This window comes from uncultured Escherichia sp. (assembly GCF_948475835.1).
GTDB lineage: Bacteria > Pseudomonadota > Gammaproteobacteria > Enterobacterales > Enterobacteriaceae > ECMA0423.
In genome coordinates, this window is the sequence record NZ_CAOLGM010000098.1 from 1 (window position 1) to 17627 (window position 17627).

Consider the following 17627-nt stretch of genomic DNA (forward strand, 5'->3'; position numbering starts at 1 on the left):
ATTAAGGGCTGTGGATCGTCTCCGGGATGAATCGCCTGACGATGCGCCTCACCTGAAGGCGTCAGACGGTACCGGAACCATGCCAGCCCTTGCTGACGCATTAAAAACTCACTGTCAGGAAAAGTGCGGAAGGTTTCCTGTAAATGCATTTGGTGAGTGAGATTATCCTGCCCGGTTCCAGCGTTACGCAGAAGATCATCATACAGTTGTCGCCCTTTCGGCGTTAATGCCACGCCACGCTGCTCAATTTCACCAAAGCGCGCGGTATGCGTGCCCTGTTTCTGCCCCGCAAACAACACCGTCTCTTCCAGTGCTTTAAAGCTGGTCTGGCGTAGTAAAATCGGTACCTCGCGGCGCGGCGGCCCCTCGATGAGAATTTTGGGTTCAATTCCGCATTCAGGCATCATCGACTGCACCCGGTCAATATCCAGCGTACGTGGCGTCAGGTGGTTGATATGGCATCCAGGAAAACAGACCACATCAGCAATCAACCGATGTTCGTTGTGCAAGGCGCGATAGGTTTCTTCATCTACCGTTGCTGACTGGTGCCAGCGAAACGTTTCCAGGGCTTCCTGCACAAACTCCTGTGCCTGTGTTTCGTTAAAACCGCCCTGCTGCTCATATTCCTCTAACAGTTGTCGACAACGTGGGGTGAAGATATCGCGCTGACGCAGAATCTCCGCCGCTTTCTGGCGCAAAATTTCGTTCTCGATAAGCTCAAGGCGGAGTAAGGAGGTAAAAACGCGGAAGGGATTACGCGCCAGAGAAGCATCATCAATGGGCCGAAATGCTGTCGAATGTACCGGCACCCCTGCCTGCGAGAGATCGTAATAGCTCACCGGGTACATCCCCATAATGGCAAACATCCGCCGAAGAGTAGCAAGCTCTTGTGCAGTCCCAACGCGAATCGCCCCATGACGTTCAACATTCAGACGCGCCAGCTCGTCTGCATTTACCATTTTTTCGTGCAGTTGAGGATTGTTTTCCAGCACAGCCAGATTCACATCAGCTACCAGTTCCAGCAGCGTGCCATATTGCGGAACTTCTTGCTGGTACATGGCTGACATTGCCTGCGAAAACTGTTCCCGAATCTCATCCGCCGTGATGCTGTTCGCCATAGTGTCTGCCTCCAGTGGTCAGTAATCTGGAGTGTAGGTAACCGCATTCACTCTTGCGGGAAGAATTTACAAACTGTGATCTCGCCGCGAAAACATCAATATTATCCATTTTGCTGTAACACAATTGCTTTAATTGTTAATAATATTTTGCAATCAAGTTATCATAATCAAACAACTTCACTTGTCAGCGACACCGCTTCGTTTTTAACATCGCTTATGGAAAAAAATAGTCTGTTTAGTCAGCGCATCCGTTTGCGCCACCTTCATACATTCGTAGCTGTCGCACAACAAGGAACTTTGGGGCGCGCGGCTGAAACCCTTAATTTGAGTCAACCTGCGCTCTCTAAGACATTGAATGAACTGGAGCAGCTGACTGGCGCTCGCTTGTTTGAGCGTGGTCGTCAGGGGGCGCAACTTACCTTACCCGGCGAACAATTTTTAACGCATGCAGTCAGAGTTCTTGACGCCATCAACACTGCCGGACAGTCGCTTCATCGTAAAGAAGGTCTTAATAATGATGTCGTCAGGGTTGGTGCACTACCTACTGCGGCACTGGGGATATTACCTTCGGTTATAGGTCAGTTTCATCAGCAACAAAAAGAGACGACCTTGCAAGTTGCGACAATGAGTAACCCTATGATTCTGGCGGGTTTAAAAACCGGGGAAATCGATATCGGCATTGGTCGGATGTCAGATCCTGAACTGATGACCGGGCTTAATTACGAACTGCTGTTTCTTGAATCGTTGAAGCTGGTTGTCCGCCCTAATCACCCGCTACTTCAGGAGAACGTAACGCTAAGCCGGGTGCTGGAATGGCCGGTCGTTGTATCACCAGAAGGCACTGCGCCACGCCAGCATTCAGATGCATTAGTGCAGAGCCAGGGCTGTAAAATTCCTTCGGGTTGTATCGAAACGCTGTCTGCTTCGCTATCTCGTCAACTTACGGTTGAATACGATTACGTGTGGTTTGTCCCTTCTGGCGCTGTAAAAGACGACCTGCGTCATGCCACGCTGGTGGCCCTGCCTGTTCCGGGACATGGTGCAGGCGAACCGATTGGAATACTGACCCGCGTAGATGCGACGTTCTCTTCTGGTTGCCAGTTGATGATTAACGCTATTCGAAAATCAATGCCGTTCTGAAAGGTGAAGGGATCTGTCGATCCCTCCTTGAACATTTTCACACCGTAGCGAAACTAACTGGTTCACCCGCTCCGCGAGGTTCTGCCGACACAGAATGTTTGTGCAGACGGAATACATCCACCGCCTCAGTTAATCGTGCCGCCTGTTCTTCAAGGGACACCGCCGCCGCTGAGGCCTCTTCTACCAGAGAAGCATTCTGTTGCGTCACCTTATCCATTTCAGAAATCGCCTGGCTAACCTGCGTTATGCCTCTACTTTGTTCATCCGAGGCGGCGGCGATTTCCTGCATGATATGTGTGACACTCGCGACGGCATCAACAATAGTGCTCATGGTTTTCCCTGCCGTTGCCACCTCATCCGACCCCAGGTCAATTAACCTGACTGATTCACTGATCAAGCCTTCAATCTCTTTCGCCGCTTGGGCGCTGCGGCTTGCGAGTGTCCGTACTTCGCTGGCGACAACGGCAAATCCACGGCCTTGCTCACCCGCTCGCGCGGCTTCAACGGCAGCATTCAGTGCCAGAATATTCGTCTGGAAAGCAATACTGTTGATGACGGCGGTGATCTCGGAAATTTTCTTCGAACTTGTAGAGATAGCGCCCATCGTTTTTACTACACCGGAAACCGTCTGCCCGCCATCGCTGGCTTTAATAGAAGCCTCTTGCGCCAGTTTGCTGGCATGATGCGCGTTATCCGCATTCTGTTTCACCGTCGCAGTGAGTTGCTCCATGCTAGCGGCAGTTTGTTCGATAGCCGCCGCTTGTTCTTCGGTGCGAGATGACAGGTCCGCATTGCCAGCTGAAATTTCGCTGGTGCCACGATAAATCTCTTCCGCACCCTGTCGAACAGTCCCTACTGTCATCCCCAGTGAATGCTGCATTTGCTGTAAATGACGACTTAAGCGACCGATTTCATTACGACCCGCCGGTTCATCATTCATCGTCAGATCGCCACTGGCGATTTTTTCAATCCGTTGTGCGGCATGTTGCAGTGGACGAATGACGATCCGACGTAGCACCATAAATGTTATCAGCGTCATGACCAGGGCAAGCACAAACGCGCCAATCATGAACATCCCACCCAGGCGGGTGCGCTGATGGGCCAGTTCCGCCAGTTGGTTGGCTCTGGTGCTACGTATCTTAACGGCTTTGTTCAAAATATCGGTATAAGCATTATCCAGCGGTCGGATCTGCTCCCTTTCATGATTGATAATCGCTTCAAACATGCCATTTTTGGCATATTTCAACATAGGTTGCATACCCGTGATATAAGCCTGAAAGCGTTGATTTAATTCAGTGTCGAGGGCTTCATCAGCAGGTGTTTTCACCGGCCGATTCTGATAAGCACGATAACCTTGCTGCGACTGTTTAATCTCCGATTCGGCTTGCGCAATATTGCGCTTCATTGCTTCCATTTCCGCAATACGACTCGCAGCCCCGGCCTGAATCATATTGATCCGGGCTGAACGCAAAAAATCTGAACTGTTCGCTAACCCGGTCCGAATCTCAATCTCCGCAGTAACATCACGCTGATCGCGATCGGCCTGCCAGAGGAAATAGCCAGCCAGAGCAGAACTTAATGCGAATAGAACTAAGATACCGCCAAGAATGCAGGCAAATAACGGAACCAGCCTGATGTGATGCAAAAAACCTAATCGATGTGAGGGAGTTGTATTCATTACCGTTGTCTCTCGTCCAGGTTTACTCCTGATAGAAAGTCATCGGCACTTGACGGTAATTACTTATGACCAAAAACCTCTTTGCGTCACATTTTTACAACAATTATTGCAGAGAAAATTAATGCTATTGGAATGAAGAGAGTAACGAATGGCTAAACTGGCTAACCCGAATGACGAAAAATTCTGGAAAACAGCACGCAATTTCGTGAAGTGATTATTTTCGTCCCTAAGGAAACCTCATAGGATGCCTGCGGGTGCCTGAGACTTTCTGTTTTCAGGCTAACCGGGAATCAGAAAGACGAAGGCCCCGACCGATATTTCTATCAACCGAGGCCAACGAATGAACCTAGCAATTCAGATCTTAGCCTCTTACCCGCCATCCGGCAAGGAGAAAGGCTATGAAGCACAACCCTCTGGTGGTGTGTCTGCTCATTATCTGCATTACGATTCTGACATTCACACTCCTGACCCGACAAACGCTCTACGAACTGCGGTTCCGGGACGGTGATAAGGAGGTTGCTGCGCTCATGGCCTGCACGTCCAGGTAAGGGCAAGCGCGGGGATTTTCCCCGCGCATCTGACTAGCAGATTCATTTTCTCATGGCACCCCTTTTACACTTCAGTTAGTGCATGTTTTTTTCGAGGCACTAATAGAACCATCATTACAGACAAATTTGCCGCCTGCCGTACAGTGTGAGATCCCCCCTTTCGAACCAGAACAGGGTTTGCGCCCGGCATCGGCATAAAAGGAAACAAGCGTTCCCATAAACAAAATAAGTGCCAGTTTTTTCATATAACCTCCATGGTTTATCGAATCTTATGTTCGATTTGAACGTTATACGCTGGTTTATTTTGATACCGTTGATGAGATCAAAGATCGGGTGAATTGATTAAAAATAAGCCAGATGGACGTATGGGCAAGGATTATGGTTTTATTTGTCATACAAATAAATATAATAGGCGCTTCCGATGTAGACCCGTATTCTTCGCCTGTACCACGGGTCGGTTTTAGTACAGGCGTTTTCTTTAAATATCCTTCAGGAACGTTTACGCGGCATCATGCGTAGAAGTGTGTTGTCCTTCCAGAAATAGTGGTGTGCCAGTGCAGCCGCAGCGTGCAACCCGATGACAAAATATCCCAGATTCGCCAGCGTCTCATGCCACGACTTTAAGCTATCAACCCGTTCGAAATTGGCCTCTGAAGCGTAAGGCATCGTCAAACCAAACGCAAACCACGGGTTGCCCCGGTTATACATCATCACCAAACCAATCACTGGCAGCGCAATAAACAGGAGATAAATCACCAAATGTCCCAAATGCGCCAGTCCCGTCATCATCGGTTTTGGCTTAGGTATAATCGGCGGGGTTGGGTATTTCAGTCTTAACAAAAGACGAACCACCATCAGCACGAGAATTGAGATACCACAGGAAACATGAACCATGTTGATGAGTGGCCGATCGCTACGTGGGAAGAAACCACGAAACTCCATTGCGCAATACGCTGCGATAACCAGCAAAAAGACCAGCCAGTGAATGCTGATTTGTAACCTTGAGTATTTATTTTCCATAACATTTCCTGCTTTAACATAATTTTCCGTTAACATAACGGGCTTTTCTCAAAATTTCATTAAATATTGTTCACCCGTTTTCAGTACGTTACGTTTCACTGTAAGAATGGAGATTGCCCATCCCACAATCCTGGGCTAAGCCTGGAAAGGATCAATTTTCATCCGAACGTTCCTGACAGGAGAAAACCATGAGTAAAGTTGGTATTAACGGTTTTGGTCGTATCGGTCGACTGGTGTTGCGTCGATTACTTGAAGTCAAAAGCAACATAGACGTTGTCGCTATTAATGATCTCACTTCCCCAAAAATTCTCGCCTACCTGCTGAAACATGATTCAAACTACGGACCATTCCCCTGGAGCGTTGATTTTACGGAAGATTCACTTATCGTTGATGGGAAAAGTATCGCGGTTTACGCCGAAAAAGAGGCTAAAAATATTCCGTGGAAAGCGAAAGGTGCAGAAATCATTGTCGAATGTACTGGCTTTTATACCTCCGCCGAGAAATCGCAGGCGCATCTTGATGCTGGTGCGAAGAAGGTGTTGATTTCCGCCCCTGCCGGTGAAATGAAAACTATCGTTTATAACGTCAATGACGACACTCTGGATGGCAACGACACCATTGTTTCCGTGGCGTCATGCACCACTAACTGTCTTGCGCCGATGGCCAAAGCCTTGCATGACAGTTTCGGGATAGAAGTCGGCACGATGACGACCATTCATGCCTATACTGGCACCCAGTCACTGGTGGATGGCCCACGTGGTAAAGATTTACGTGCTTCACGCGCAGCGGCAGAAAATATCATTCCCCACACTACGGGGGCGGCAAAAGCCATTGGTCTGGTGATCCCGGAACTGAGCGGCAAACTGAAAGGTCATGCGCAACGCGTGCCGGTGAAAACAGGTTCGGTCACTGAGCTGGTGTCCATTCTCGGAAAAAAAGTGACTGCCGAAGAGGTGAATAACGCACTTAAACAAGCAACCACCAATAACGAGTCATTTGGTTATACCGATGAAGAAATAGTCTCTTCCGATATCATTGGCAGCCATTTCGGTTCGGTGTTTGATGCCACGCAAACGGAAATTACCGCCGTGGGCGATTTACAACTGGTGAAAACGGTCGCCTGGTACGATAACGAATATGGCTTCGTCACGCAGCTTATTCGCACCCTCGAAAAATTCGCTAAACTCTGACGCGCACAGGCGGAGGAAAAAACCTCCGCCTCTTTTACTCATTACGACTGTAAATAAACCACCTGGGTCTGCAGATATTCATGCAGGCCATGTTTACCATCTGCGCCGCCAATACCGGATTTACGCCATCCGGCGTGGAAGCCTTGCATAGCTTCGAAGTTTTCACGGTTGATGTAAGTTTCACCAAACTTCAGCCCTTTAATGGCTTTCATCGCGACGTTCAGATTTTGGGTATAGATTGATGAGGTCAGGCCGTAATCACTGTCATTAGCCATTGAGATAGCATCTTCCAGCGTGTCAAATGCGACCACCGGCAGAACCGGGCCAAAGGTTTCCTCATGCATAATCGACATTTCCTGGCGAACATCCAGCAGCAATGTCGGCGGATAATAATATCCTTTCCCGTCTACTGCTTTGCCACCCAACGCCACTCTCGCCCCTTCTTCTACTGCGCGCGCCACTTTTTGCTCGACCCTTTCCAGCGCCGCGGCGTTAATCAACGGCCCCATCGCAATGTCGTTGCGTTCAGCGGGGTTACCAAATTGAACCGCCTGCATCGCTTCACCCAGCCGATTGACGAACTGATCATAAATGCCTTTCTGTACATAAACACGTTCTGCACAGTTACACACTTGCCCACTATTAATGACGCGTGAATCAACGATGGCTTTGACTGCCAGTTCAAGATCGGCATCGTCCATTACGATAGCTGGTGCTTTACCACCCAATTCCAGGCACACTTTGGTGATGTTTTTCGCCGCAGTCGCCATAATCTTCTCACCTGCAGAGACGCTGCCTGTCATACTGACCATTGCGACCTTTGGGTTACCCGCCAGTTCTTGCCCAACGGTTTCACCACGCCCCAGTACAAGGTTAAACACGCCGCGCGGAAGGCCTATTTCATCGACGATTTTGGCGAATGCAATCGCATTGTTTGGCGTAAATTCACTGGGTTTAATGACGATGGTATTACCGGTCAAAAGAGCGGGAGCCATTTTGCGGGCAATGAGGAAGAACGGGAAGTTCCACGGCAGAATGCCGGTAGTCACACCAAGCGCACGTTTAAACAAAAGAATATTTTCTCCTGGACGATCGCTTTGAATAATCTCGCCCTCGTAACGCCGTGCCCACTCCGCCATGTAATCGATATAGTCGGCAGTAAAAGCCACTTCGACTTCAGCCAGCTGCTGGATCTTGCCCCCTTCTTCAACAATCAGCGCACTGATTTCACTGGCGCGTTCGCGGATGCCGGCGGAGATTTTGCGCAACCAACTGGCGCGTTCAATAGCAGGCAACGCTTCCCATTCTGGTTGTGCACGTTCTGCTGCATCGATTGCCTTACGGGCATCCTCGGCCTGACCATCGGGTATGCGGGAAATGACAGCCTCTGTAGCAGGGTTTACCACATCAATCCATGCGTCTCCACGCCAGGTAACAAACTGTCCATCGATATACATAGGATGTTGAACGGGTACTGACATGGGCGACTCCTGTGATTTATATGTTTGTTTTCGGTGAATGCATTGTTAATTAACATCAATCATCAGAGAGACGGCATCGTGAAAGGACAATTCTGTGAAGGGCTTCATAAAAACAAGTGTAAAAGGAATAAAAGGCAGAAATAAAAGTCAGGAGTCATGCCCGTTTGCAAACAAGTGGTTCACAAACGGGCAATTTTTAACGTAACGAGCGACTTTCCATCGCCTCGATGAGCACCGCATCATGTTTCAGCGTTTGCCATGCATGGATGACTTCTGCCGGAAAATCAACGTGAACGATAAAATCTCGCCCGCGGGGACCGTAGCCATCGCTATCATCGCGTAAACGCGGCAGCTCGCCAGTGAGTAGTGAGAGATAACGCTCAACCGGCCATAATCCTTGTAACTGATTAATAAAGATTACACTGTCTGCGTTATTTCCTAACTGAGGAACGAATCCGGGATAACTTAACCAGCGTGGTGCATCGGGATTGTCCCCAGTCATACGGCGGAACGTCGCCATCGTGCGCCGCTGCATGGTGGGGTCCTGAACAACGATAGCCGTATGAACTCGTTCTACGGCCTGATTCAATAGCGCGATGCTAAAGCGTGCGTTTTCACCGCAGTTTGTTGACTGGTCTTCAATCCAGATTTTTTCATGCGGAATGTGCCAGAACTGATGAGCGATATCCGCCAGGATGGTCGCTTCTGCTCTGCCAGTGGTGCGGATAGTGTTGTAGTGCGGATGCTGTGCGATGGCGCTATACAAAAAAGTTGTCGAGTGACCGATACCACCACTAATCAGTAAAGGAATTTGCTGATCGCGAGCAATCTTACATGCCGCGTCGATAGTCGGCATAACCGCATTGCCTGCAAGGATCACGCAATCGGCCTGATACGGCACCTCACCGGAGAAATCATCCTGCGCCAGCCACTGTCCGATAACATTTATGGCATCTATAGTTGCCGGCGAAAGCGTCGGAAACGGGGTAATGTTCATGGTTCCTCCTTATCGTTCCCTTAAGAATACTGCGTGAGATAATAGTGAGAAGCGGAGCACTCTGAAAGGAGGAAGTCGTATGTCCTTAACCGCCACTCCGCAAGCCTGACATATCTTTTAAGGAAATGCTGTAGATAAACATTATTCATCTTGCAGCAGAGAATTGTATTTTTCTGAATTCCTGAATTTTTACCCTTACCGTTTTAGAATTAATAAAAAACCCGGCGCTAAATGCTTACCGGGTTTTTTCTTTATCAGGCAAATAGCAGGGTTAACCGCTAATCTGCTCCATCGCCTGCAAAATACGCTTATCTGAAATCGGATAAGGCGTACCAAGTTGTTGAGCGAAGTAACTAACGCGCAACTCTTCTATCATCCAACGGATCTCTTTCACGTCTTCATCCTCACGACGTGCGGGCGGCAGTTTGTTGATCCATTGCTGCCACGCCTGCTGGACGTTTTCGACTTTCAGCATCTGAGCACGGTCGCGATGTGGATCAACCGCCAGTTTTTCCAGCCGTTTTTCAATCGCCTGCAAATATCGCAGCGTGTCGCCCAGCCGTTTGAAGCCGTTACCAGTGACAAAACCGCGATATACCAACCCGCCCATCTGCGCTTTAATGTCAGAAAGCCCCAGTGCCATGGTCATATCCACCCGCCCTTTCAGACGTTTGTTGATATTGAACACCGCAGTGAGGATTTGCTCGACCTGCTTCGCAATATCCACCACCGTGTCATTCAGTTCGGCGCGCACTTTTTCATGCAGCGCAGCAAAGCCTTCTTCCGTCCAGACCGGGCCACCATTGGCGTCGATCAATTGATCCACACCGCAGGAGATACAGTCGTCGATCAGCTCCAGCACTTTGCCATACGGGTTAAAGTACAGTCCCAGCTTGGCTTTGTTCGGTAACTTTTCATGTAAATATTTGATTGGCGATGGAATATTCAGCAGCAGTAGACGGCGAAGACCGTTCCACATTGCCTGCTTTTGCTCCAGCGGGTTATCAAACAGTTTGATCGCCACACTGTCGCGCTCATCCACCAGCGCCGGCCACGCCTTCACTTTGTAGTTGCCACGCTTCTGTTCGTAGCTTTCCGGCAGCTGACCAAAACTCCAGATATGTAAGCCGCTCTGCTCGATACCGTCATCCGCCACCGCGGACAGCGTTTCCTGCACTTTGCCTTTCAGCGCATCTTTCAGATCTTGTAGCGAGCGCCCTTCTTTTAGCTTCTTGTTTTTGTCATCCACCACGCGGAAGGTAATTTTCAGGTGATCAGGCACCTGATCCCAGTGCCAGTCTTCGCGGTCAACGGTAACGCCGGTCATCCGCCGTAACTCGCGCTCAAGGCTGTCGAGCAACGGTAACTCCAGCGGTTTGACGCGGCCTAAAAACGCTTCGGCATAGTTTGGCGCGGGTACAAAATTACGGCGTACCGGTTTCGGCAACGATTTAATCAGAGCAATCACCAGTTCGCGGCGCAGACCGGGGATCTGCCATTCAAACCCGCTTTCCTCAACCTGGTTAAGTAACGGCAGCGGAATATGTACGGTCACACCGTCAGCATCCGCGCCGGGCTCAAACTGATAGCTCAAACGCAGCTTGAGATTGCCCTGATGCCAGAAGTTCGGGTAATCCAGCTTGCTGATTTTTTCTGCGCCCTCTTTGATCAACATGCTTTTTTCAAAGTTGAGCAAATCAGGGGTTTCGCGGCTGACTTTTTTCCACCAGCTGTCGAAGTGGCGTGCAGAGATCACATCGTGGCTGATGCGCTGGTCGTAGAACTCAAACAACGTTTCGTCATCAACCAGAATATCGCGGCGACGTGATTTGTGTTCCAGCTCTTCCACTTCGGCCCGCAGTTTCAGGTTTTCACGGAAGAATGCGTGACGCGTCTGCCAGTCACCTTCCACCAGCGCATGGCGAATAAAGAGTTCACGGCATAACGCCGGATCGATCTGGCTGTAGTTGACCTTGCGCGCGGCAACAATCGGCAAACCATAAACAGTGACTTTTTCCGTTGCCATCACCGCGCCCTGCGCCCGTTCCCAGTGAGGTTCGCTGTAGGTGCGTTTAATCAAATGCTGAGCGACAGGCTCCACCCATTCCGGGTCGATACGCGCAGCAATGCGCCCCCACAGGCGGCTGGTTTCTACCAGTTCCGCCACCATTACCCATTTCGGCGGTTTTTTGAATAAACCAGAACCGGGAAAGATGGAGAAACGCGCGTTACGTGCGCCGGTATATTCTTGTTTATCGGCATCTTTCATGCCGATATGGGAAAGTAAACCCGTCAGCAACGCAATGTGAATTTCGCGATACTCCGCCGGTTCGCTGTTAACCGGAATGCCAAGTTCTTTCACCACCTGGCGCAACTGGGTGTAGATATCCTGCCATTCGCGCACGCGCAGATAGTTGAGATAATCGGTACGACACAGGCGACGGAAGGCGTTGGAAGAAAGCGCCTTTTGCTGCTCGCCAAGATAATTCCACAGATTCACAAACGCGAGGAAGTCAGACTCTTTGTCGTGGAAGCGACGATGTTTTTCGTCCGATGCCTGCTGTTTATCCATCGGACGCTCGCGCGGATCCTGAATGGAAAGCGCGGACGTGATAATCATCGCCTCACGCACGCAGCCATGTTTTTGCGCTTCCAGCACCATACGCGCCAGACGTGGATCGACAGGCAACTGCGAGAGCTGGCGACCGAGCGGCGTCAGTTTATAGGCGCTGGCCTGTTCATCCGTGGTGATCGCGCCCAGTTCTTCGAGCAGACGCACGCCATCCTGGATATTGCGTTTATCCGGTGCTTCGACAAACGGGAACGCAGCGATATCGCCCAGCCCCAGCGCGGTCATCTGCAAAATAACCGAGGCCAGGTTGGTACGCAGAATCTCCGGATCGGTAAACTCCGGGCGCGAAAGGAAATCGTCTTCGGAATAGAGACGAATACAGATCCCTTCGGACACACGCCCACAGCGGCCTTTACGCTGATTGGCAGACGCCTGCGAAATGGGTTCAATCGGCAAACGCTGCACTTTGGTGCGATAGCTGTAGCGGCTGATACGTGCTGTACCGGGGTCGATAACGTATTTAATCCCCGGTACGGTCAGCGAGGTTTCCGCGACGTTGGTCGCCAGCACAATGCGCCGTCCGCTGTGCGACTGGAACACGCGGTTCTGTTCGCTGTTCGAAAGCCGCGCATAAAGCGGCAAGATTTCGGTATGACGCAGATTTAGCTTGTTCAGCGCATCGGCGGTATCGCGAATTTCCCGCTCACCACTCATAAAGATCAGAATGTCGCCAGGGCTTTCCTGATTCAGTTCGTCTACGGCGTCAAAAATCGCCTGCAACTGATCGCGCTCGGTGTCGTCGGCTTCTTCAACAATCGGTCGATAGCGCACTTCCACCGGATAGGTCCGACCGGAGACTTCGATAATCGGCGCATTATTAAAGTGGCGCGAAAAGCGTTCCGGGTCGATAGTCGCGGAAGTGATAATGATTTTTAGGTCAGGACGCCGCGGCAGCAACTCTTTCAAATAGCCGAGCAGAAAATCGATATTCAGGCTGCGTTCGTGTGCTTCGTCAATAATGATGGTGTCGTACTGCATCAGCAGGCGGTCTTGCTGGATCTCCGCCAGCAGGATACCGTCGGTCATCAGCTTGACCATCGTGTTATCACTAACGTGATCGCTGAAACGCACTTTGTAACCGATGCAACCGCCCGGCTCCGTTTTCAGCTCTTCCGCAATACGGTTCGCCACCGTTCTTGCCGCCAGGCGACGCGGCTGGGTATGGCCGATCAGCCCTTTAATCCCGCGCCCCAGCTCCATACAGATTTTCGGTAACTGAGTCGTTTTACCAGAACCCGTTTCCCCGGCGACGATCACCACCTGGTGATCACGAATCGCTTCGAGAATGTCCTGTTTTTTCTGACTAACCGGTAAATTGTCAGGATAAGTAATTTCCGGTCGTGCCGCTTCACGCAGCAGGACTTTCCCTGCCGCCTGGTCAATCTCTTTCGCCATCTCCTGGAAAATGGCCTGTTGTGCATCAGGATTTTTAACCTTCTTAACACCGTGCAGACGCCGAGAAAAACGCAGTCTGTCGCGCAGCATCAGCGAATCCAGCCGCTGCTGCAAGGCCGTAAAGGTCAATTTTTGTTGTTCTGTCATAACGTTAGTGGGCAGTAGTCTGCCTGATTAATTTTCTTTTAAATGATAGATATAGAGTACCACATCGCGGCTTTCTATGCGTTGTTCAATAAATTCGAACATAGGCTTCGATTTATTGCGCTATCTCTGTGGCAGGATTGTGAATAAAGTGTCAGCAAGCAACGGGGCATCGCCCATTCAAACATCTATAAGGAAACACCATGAGCAAGGTATTAGTTCTTAAATCCAGCATCCTGGCAGGGTACTCTCAGTCTAATCAGTTGTCCGATTATTTTGTTGAACAATGGCGCGAAAAGCACTCCGCTGATGAAATCACCGTTCGCGACCTGGCTGCAAATCCGATTCCGGTACTGGATGGCGAACTGGTTGGTGCACTGCGTCCGAGCGATGCGCCGCTGACTCCGCGTCAGCAGGAAGCTCTGGCGCTTTCCGATGAGCTGATTGCCGAGCTGAAAGCCCACGACGTTATCGTTATTGCGGCACCGATGTATAACTTCAACATCTCAACTCAGTTGAAAAACTATTTTGACCTGGTTGCACGCGCAGGCGTTACTTTCCGCTATACCGAGAACGGTCCGGAAGGTCTGGTAACGGGTAAAAAAGCCATCGTTATTACCAGCCGCGGTGGGATCCACAAAGATGGACCAACGGACCTGGTGACGCCGTATCTGTCCACGTTCCTCGGCTTTATCGGCATTACCGATGTGAAATTTGTCTTCGCCGAAGGGATCGCATACGGTCCGGAAATGGCAGCGAAAGCGCAGTCTGACGCGAAAGCGGCCATCGACAGCATTGTTGCTGCATAACCGGACACGATCTTGATGTGGACTGTAGTTCAGTCCACATCTCAATCCACTTACCTGTTTTCCCATAATTTCAGCATCGCTTTGTGATCTTCCTTAAGCACAATATGCGAACGTCTGGCTCGAATATAACTAATCGCTTCATCAACGGTTTTACAGTGTCCGTAACATAACAACCATGCCGCCACTACCAGCGCACTGCGCGATAATCCCAACGCGCAATGGACCAGAACGCTGCCTTGCTCTTCGCGTAATGTTTCCAGCATCGCCACGGCCTGTCGGAGCTCCCCCTCTTCCGGAACCACCAGATCCAGCATCGGTACACAGAAATAGAGTCGATCTTTTGTCGCTCGTCCGCGAGGGAATTCAAAGGTGACGTCCAGAACCGCATTCTGTGCCGGAATATGTCGTGGAAACGCCCCTAAATAAACACCAGCAGTCATTTTGCTCACCGGCTCCAGGCGACGACAAAACCAACGCATAGACAGCCACATCCCGATGCGGCAGGGCAATGTCAGCCAGTAAACGGCGGGCGGTAGTTTCCCCTGACTATCTTTCCCTGTTGTTATCGCGCCAAGCCCACCGTACCCACGGCCAATTATGAGTAGCGATAATACTGGCCAACATAACCAGACTGACCACCATAACTGAATCATCATCATTAGCTCCATCAATACAATGCACGAGCCCGCGCCTACGACATAGGGCAGTGCTATTTTGATTCGACGTTGATCAGGTTTCTGATAATTCCAACGACGGTCGACGGGCACCATCCAGTCAATCAACATACCTACCGCCAGCCCTGTGATGACATCAATAAAATGATGCTGCCAGGTCGTCAGAGTAGAAATAGCGATGAGTAAAAACCATCCGCCGCAGACTTTACGCCACCTCTCAGCCAGATGCTGACGAAAGTGACGCCAAAGTAGCCAGCAGAGAATAATATGCAGCGAAGGAGACTGGTTATAAGGCAGATCAAACAGTTCAAGTTGCGAAAATAGCCATCCCGTCACCCCACTCACTTCAGGACGGATAAAACTAAACTTCAGCGGATAGAGCAAAAAACCGCAGCAGGCCATTACCGTTGCCAGAATAAGCCGGTGGACAAGTCGGCGCTGTTCGAATGTCGTGCTACAAACGAACAGCGAAAATCCATATAAAAGATCCAGACTCCAGTAAGGAACAATAGTCCAGGGAAGAAAAGGGATCGCCGTTTCCCAACCGAATACCTGACTGGGGATATCATGGCTGTTAAGGTCCTGAACCGCGGTGAACTGATTAAGAGATCCATAGGTGAAGAAGAAAAACGGGGCCAGCAACAATAACCAGCCAGCGCCTTGTAGCAATACGTTCCGACGTTCAGTTATCACGACGCACCGCCATCGAAACCGTAAAAATACCCCACTCATCAATCCGTTGTGTGCATTTATCAAATCCGGCATCACGCACGAGTGAATCCATCTCCCCTTGCGAACGCACGCGCATTACCCACGGTTTACCATCTTTATGACTGGTTAACACCCCGGCAATCATCTCCAGTTGAGGGTGCCACGGCTGCCCGGTGTAGATGAGAATGCCGCCCGGTTCGATGGCATTGGCAAGACCTGCGAGTGAGTTTTTTACCTGCTCATTTTCGGGAAAAAGCTCATACAGGCCAGAGACAATCGCCAGCGTAGGCCGCGGAGTTAACGCGCTGAGTTCCTCCGGGTTAAACGCATCGCCCTGTTCAAAACGCACCCGCCCAGACATTCCCCGTTGGGCAATCATCGCTTGCCCCTGTGCAACATTTAACTCACTGTAATCACGTAACAAAATATCGCTTACGGCAGGCTCGTTTGCCAGCGCATCCAGTACATAGCGCCCATGCCCTGCGGCAATGTCAACCACGCGGACGGCTAAACCTTTGGCGTGGAGATCGGCAACGGCTTGTTTAATCAGTATTTGTAAATGGGTTTTACGCTGGCGAATACCGCGCCAGCCAACACTGTTCAGGTAGATTTTGTCAATTAAGCGCCCGAATGCGTTACTGCCTTGCGGTTGATTTTGATAGACATAATCCAGGGAACTGCCTGAATCAAAGCCGGTGCTCATTCCGAGATGCAGGCCCGCAGAGTGCGCCCCGAACAATTTCATCGCCTTTCGCATAAAGCGATACGCCAAATCAACCGGCGATAATGGCACGGGTCCACCTGAAAGGAGCCGCCAGCGATCCGCTGATGGTCCAGTGCGGTCTTCATGCTGATAATCAAATTTTTGTGACTTGTTAGCATATAAACGACTAATAAAGCTTTGCATTTTTTCAAATGCCTGCGCCCTGTTCTCTTCACCCAACGTGTCGTGATAAAAGCCTGGCAGCAGATGCAGCTCTTTCAGAGGGCTACGTAATCTCTGATAAAAATCAATCTGCGGTTGGCGATGCACCACATAGTCATCGCCTGATATCAGAAGTTGCGTGGGGAGCGTAATCGCCGCCGCATCTCTAATAATACGTTCAGACGTTTTGTAGAGATCGAGCAAGATATTAACGGCAATCGCCCGTGTGATCAGCGGATCATTATTGAAACTCGCCACCCGTTGCCGATCGTGGGTCAAATAGCGTCCTTTCACATAGGAATTAATAAAAAACAGACCACGCAGACGATGCCATAGCGTCAGCGCAGGACGTGCCAGCGGCACATACAATTTAACCTTAAAGGCCGGAGAAGCCAGCACCAGCCCGCGAATTGCAGGCGCATAATCATGAACCCATGTGGCAACCAGCACTGCGCCGACGCTTTGCGCGATCACAACCACCTCTTCCAGTCCAACCTGGCTGTCGCTGGCAGCAAAACGGACAAATTCATCGACATCCCGCACTGAACGCGCAAGAGATGGGCTATAACCACGCGGCCCCGAACTTTTTCCATGCCCTCGGGCATCCCAGGCATAAAAAGCAGTATCTGGCATCGCCAGTTCATCAACGAGATGTTGTAGACGACCAGAATGTTCATGGCCACGATGAAATAAGACGATGACCTTTTTCGCCCCGGGCTGTAAAGCGGGCCAGTGCCGATAAAACAACGCTGTATTATCACTGGTGGTAAAAAAATGTTCCCCAGAGATGCGTGAATTTTCCATTTTCTCTATTTTCCTTCAGTAACAGCAGTAGCGTATAAAATAAAAAAATACCGGAGCGGTGAAAATTAATGAGTCAATCCTGTCAAGGAGTCCGCCATGTCCTGGTAATAGTTTTCCACTATCTTTAACACCAATATCTCGTTTGATGGCTGACATCACTACATCGCCGCAAAAACCACTAATACCAATTAACAAACCCGCTAATAATGCCTGTGATGTATTTAGCGGTGTCAGCAACGGTCCAATAATCAGTGACGCAATCATGGTGGTGATGACGCCCCCCACCAGACCTTCCAGCGTTTTTCCCGGGCTGACTTTGGGGACCACTTTTCTTCTGCCGCAGGATTTCCCCCATAAATAC

The 17627-nt window shown here is 50.3% G+C and carries 15 protein-coding genes; 4 read left to right on the top strand and 11 right to left on the bottom strand.

Annotated elements, in window-relative coordinates:
* Nucleotides 1-1118 (bottom strand): VOC family protein (locus tag QZF50_RS17240; RefSeq protein WP_290388927.1); only part of this gene is annotated, 1118 nt, incomplete at its 3' end.
* 216 nt (nt 1119-1334) lie between these two features.
* Between QZF50_RS17240 and QZF50_RS17245 the strand changes: the two genes are divergently transcribed.
* Complete coding sequence (locus QZF50_RS17245; protein ID WP_000414564.1) at nt 1335-2258, top strand: LysR substrate-binding domain-containing protein; 924 nt, start codon at nt 1335-1337, stop codon at nt 2256-2258.
* 37 nt (nt 2259-2295) lie between these two features.
* On the opposite strand, the gene trg is transcribed toward QZF50_RS17245, so the two are convergent.
* Nucleotides 2296-3936 carry a methyl-accepting chemotaxis protein Trg gene (gene trg / locus QZF50_RS17250; protein ID WP_290388928.1) on the bottom strand — a complete coding sequence of 547 codons (1641 nt, stop codon included), beginning with the start codon at nt 3934-3936 and terminating at the stop codon, nt 2296-2298.
* 398 nt (nt 3937-4334) lie between these two features.
* On the opposite strand from trg, the gene hokB reads away from it, so the two are divergent.
* Nucleotides 4335-4484: a type I toxin-antitoxin system toxin HokB gene (gene hokB, locus QZF50_RS17255; protein ID WP_001320773.1), complete on the top strand. Its 150-nt coding sequence runs from the start codon at nt 4335-4337 to the stop codon at nt 4482-4484.
* Here the strand turns inward: hokB and yncP are convergent.
* From yncP to cybB, 3 genes are all read right to left on the bottom strand, one after another.
* Entirely contained in the window at nt 4462-4530 is a 69-nt protein-coding gene (gene yncP, locus QZF50_RS17260; protein ID WP_212591405.1) for a hypothetical protein, read from the bottom strand. The genes hokB and yncP overlap by 23 nt on opposite strands.
* Nucleotides 4531-4555: 25 nt before the next feature.
* A complete protein-coding gene (locus QZF50_RS17265; RefSeq protein ID WP_000731833.1) occupies nt 4556-4729 on the bottom strand; it encodes a periplasmic protein in 174 nt (57 codons plus the stop codon).
* 244 nt (nt 4730-4973) lie between these two features.
* Nucleotides 4974-5504 (bottom strand): cytochrome b561, encoded by a 531-nt coding sequence (gene cybB, locus QZF50_RS17270; protein ID WP_001307188.1) that lies wholly within the window; start codon nt 5502-5504, stop codon nt 4974-4976.
* Nucleotides 5505-5692: 188 nt separating this feature from the next.
* Between cybB and gap the strand changes: the two genes are divergently transcribed.
* Entirely contained in the window at nt 5693-6694 is a 1002-nt protein-coding gene (gap, locus tag QZF50_RS17275) for a type I glyceraldehyde-3-phosphate dehydrogenase (RefSeq protein WP_000048667.1), read from the top strand.
* Between the two features lie 41 nt (nt 6695-6735).
* On the opposite strand, the gene aldA is transcribed toward gap, so the two are convergent.
* The 3 genes from aldA to hrpA all read right to left on the bottom strand — a co-directional run bounded on the left by aldA (nt 6736) and on the right by hrpA (nt 13346).
* Nucleotides 6736-8175: an aldehyde dehydrogenase gene (gene aldA, locus QZF50_RS17280; protein ID WP_000115944.1), complete on the bottom strand. Its 1440-nt coding sequence runs from the start codon at nt 8173-8175 to the stop codon at nt 6736-6738.
* 196 nt (nt 8176-8371) lie between these two features.
* Entirely contained in the window at nt 8372-9172 is an 801-nt protein-coding gene (gene ydcF / locus QZF50_RS17285; protein WP_001027942.1) for a DUF218 domain-containing protein YdcF, read from the bottom strand.
* 271 nt (nt 9173-9443) lie between these two features.
* Nucleotides 9444-13346, bottom strand: coding sequence for an ATP-dependent RNA helicase HrpA (hrpA, locus tag QZF50_RS17290; protein WP_290388929.1), 3903 nt, complete (start codon nt 13344-13346; stop codon nt 9444-9446).
* A 200-nt stretch (nt 13347-13546) separates the two neighbouring features.
* On the opposite strand from hrpA, the gene azoR reads away from it, so the two are divergent.
* Nucleotides 13547-14152 (top strand): FMN-dependent NADH-azoreductase, encoded by a 606-nt coding sequence (gene azoR / locus QZF50_RS17295; protein ID WP_000048948.1) that lies wholly within the window; start codon nt 13547-13549, stop codon nt 14150-14152.
* A gap of 50 nt (nt 14153-14202) precedes the next feature.
* Here azoR and QZF50_RS17300 read toward each other — a convergent pair whose 3' ends face one another.
* From QZF50_RS17300 to QZF50_RS17310, 3 genes are all read right to left on the bottom strand, one after another.
* Complete coding sequence (locus QZF50_RS17300) at nt 14203-15519, bottom strand: phosphatase PAP2/dual specificity phosphatase family protein (protein ID WP_000627367.1); 1317 nt, start codon at nt 15517-15519, stop codon at nt 14203-14205.
* The gene (locus QZF50_RS17305; protein ID WP_001471392.1) at nt 15509-17266 is read right to left on the bottom strand and encodes a bifunctional alpha/beta hydrolase/class I SAM-dependent methyltransferase; all 1758 of its coding nucleotides are present in this window, start codon (nt 17264-17266) and stop codon (nt 15509-15511) included. Before QZF50_RS17305 ends, QZF50_RS17300 begins: the two co-directional genes overlap by 11 nt.
* A gap of 15 nt (nt 17267-17281) precedes the next feature.
* On the bottom strand, nt 17282-17627 hold a 346-nt coding region (locus QZF50_RS17310), incomplete at its 5' end, for a phosphatidate cytidylyltransferase (RefSeq protein WP_290388930.1).

Bases quoted from the DNA above. Each gene is read 5' to 3' on its own strand.
- QZF50_RS17305 (WP_001471392.1), bottom strand. From the start codon at position 17,266: ATGGAAAATTCACGCATCTCTGGGGAACATTTTTTTACCACCAGTGAT.
- hrpA (WP_290388929.1), bottom strand. From the start codon at position 13,346: ATGACAGAACAACAAAAATTGACCTTTACGGCCTTGCAGCAGCGGCTG.
- QZF50_RS17265 (WP_000731833.1), bottom strand. From the start codon at position 4,729: ATGAAAAAACTGGCACTTATTTTGTTTATGGGAACGCTTGTTTCCTTT.
- azoR (WP_000048948.1), top strand. From the start codon at position 13,547: ATGAGCAAGGTATTAGTTCTTAAATCCAGCATCCTGGCAGGGTACTCT.
- cybB (WP_001307188.1), bottom strand. From the start codon at position 5,504: ATGGAAAATAAATACTCAAGGTTACAAATCAGCATTCACTGGCTGGTC.
- ydcF (WP_001027942.1), bottom strand. From the start codon at position 9,172: ATGAACATTACCCCGTTTCCGACGCTTTCGCCGGCAACTATAGATGCC.
- gap (WP_000048667.1), top strand. From the start codon at position 5,693: ATGAGTAAAGTTGGTATTAACGGTTTTGGTCGTATCGGTCGACTGGTG.
- aldA (WP_000115944.1), bottom strand. From the start codon at position 8,175: ATGTCAGTACCCGTTCAACATCCTATGTATATCGATGGACAGTTTGTT.
- trg (WP_290388928.1), bottom strand. From the start codon at position 3,936: ATGAATACAACTCCCTCACATCGATTAGGTTTTTTGCATCACATCAGG.
- hokB (WP_001320773.1), top strand. From the start codon at position 4,335: ATGAAGCACAACCCTCTGGTGGTGTGTCTGCTCATTATCTGCATTACG.
- QZF50_RS17245 (WP_000414564.1), top strand. From the start codon at position 1,335: ATGGAAAAAAATAGTCTGTTTAGTCAGCGCATCCGTTTGCGCCACCTT.